Annotated in this window: 1 protein-coding gene and 1 pseudogene; one reads left to right on the top strand and one right to left on the bottom strand. The window is 48.9% G+C overall.

Annotated features, from left to right (window positions below; translation table 11 throughout):
- On the bottom strand, positions 1 to 293 hold a 293-nt coding region (locus MTBSS4_RS17920; RefSeq protein WP_173984739.1), incomplete at its 3' end, for a hemerythrin domain-containing protein.
- A gap of 712 nt (positions 294 to 1,005) precedes the next feature.
- Here MTBSS4_RS17920 and MTBSS4_RS17915 point away from each other — a divergent pair.
- Positions 1,006 to 1,543, top strand: a pseudogene (locus tag MTBSS4_RS17915) (hypothetical protein); the annotation flags it as partial.

Raw genomic sequence — 1,543 nt, 5'->3', positions numbered from 1 at the left:
GATGGATGGTGAGGGTCAATCATGGATTCAAGCGTGAACACAAGGTGCTCGTGCTCATATTTTTGCTTTGCGAGTCCTGGATAGTTCGTTTTTTCCATGCTCTCTTCTTCGCGGGCAAAGTGCTCTTTGGTGTATTTTGCCAAAGCGCCGATGGCGCGATTGATTGCATCCGCGCCATGAGCCGAAGTGGCGAAAATATCACTCATCAAATCAAAGAGCTTCTTGTGGTCGCTATCAATCGCTGCGACATTAATTAGCAGGTCGTCCGACCATGAAATTTGAGAGCCCATCATTCCCCCTCTTCCTGTATTTGCGATACTGATATTCAGGCGAGCCTATAACGAAAGGCTTGGGGTATCAATTGGCTTGGCGAAGCGGTCGGACAACAGGCGGCGTAGGTTTTTCCGACAGGTGCATGTTGTCGGGTTTCCCGACAAGTTGGCGGCGTCGCCGTCGTGTTACACGACAGTCGACCGCCGTGTTCGGTGGTCAGACTTCCCATTATAGCATACGATAACGAGCAAAATCGGACAAGAACAAACAAGGAACTTACTGCTGAGCGACCTGCGCATTTTTACTGCGCGGAATACACCCGATGACACTATATGTTGGCGCTTTCCGAGCGACTACGCACTACATTTTGTTATGTTTTTGTCCTAATGTTTTCCGCAAATCATTTCACATTCTTTTCACAGTTAGGCAATGGCGAAATTCAATGATAAAATTCAATGCGCTATTTTTCAGCTAACCATTCGTAATGCGAAGGTCGTGGGTTCGAGTCCTCTCGCCGGCACCATTTTTCCCCAGGAAAATCAACGCACTAAGCCAACCAGCAATAGCTGGGTGGCTGCGTTTTGGGCGACTCACAGCCACTCACACGCCTTCCCAAAGGGGGCGAATCTGAGTACAATCCATGAATATCGTCTGTAGACGGCGTGGCGTGACTCACATCTCACTCACAGACTCACACGATGGACCGTCTAAATCCGCACTTGGAACGGCATCATGGGCAAGTTTGAGCGTGACGGTTTTTCGATCAAGGGCGGGGCTATACGTCTTTATAGGCGTGGCGATAGCAAATCTGAAATTTGGCACGCATCTGTCACCCGCCCGGATCGGAAGGTAGACAGATTCTCAACCAAAACCCCTGACCCGGTTGAAGCTGGTCGTGTGGCAGAACGCCATTTTGATCGCCTCCGTTTTGCAGAGGAGTTCGGCATCCCACTCGATCAAAAGAACTTCAAGCAGGTCTCAGATCACTGGTATGCGGAGGTTCTTGGTAAATCAATATGCGACAAAAATAAAAGCGATTTCAGGGCCATCCTCGACCGTTATTTAGTCCCGTTCTTTGGACAGAAATCAGTCTCCCTTATTAAGCTCAAAGATATAGCGGAATATCGAAAATGGAGGATTTCATATTGGACTGATGGTCCTGGTAAAGATATTACCCACATCGTTTATCAGCGTGGTGATCGGACATTTAAAAGGCCCGTTAAGCGGTGCATTCCCAGTGCCGCCACATTGGCACGTGAGGATGTAGTCC

The organism is Magnetospirillum sp. SS-4 (genome assembly GCF_902729425.1).
In the GTDB taxonomy this organism is placed as follows: domain Bacteria; phylum Pseudomonadota; class Alphaproteobacteria; order Rhodospirillales; family Magnetospirillaceae; genus Phaeospirillum.
Note: the sequence above shows the minus strand (reverse complement) of the source record. Positions and strands in the feature narration are given on the sequence as shown.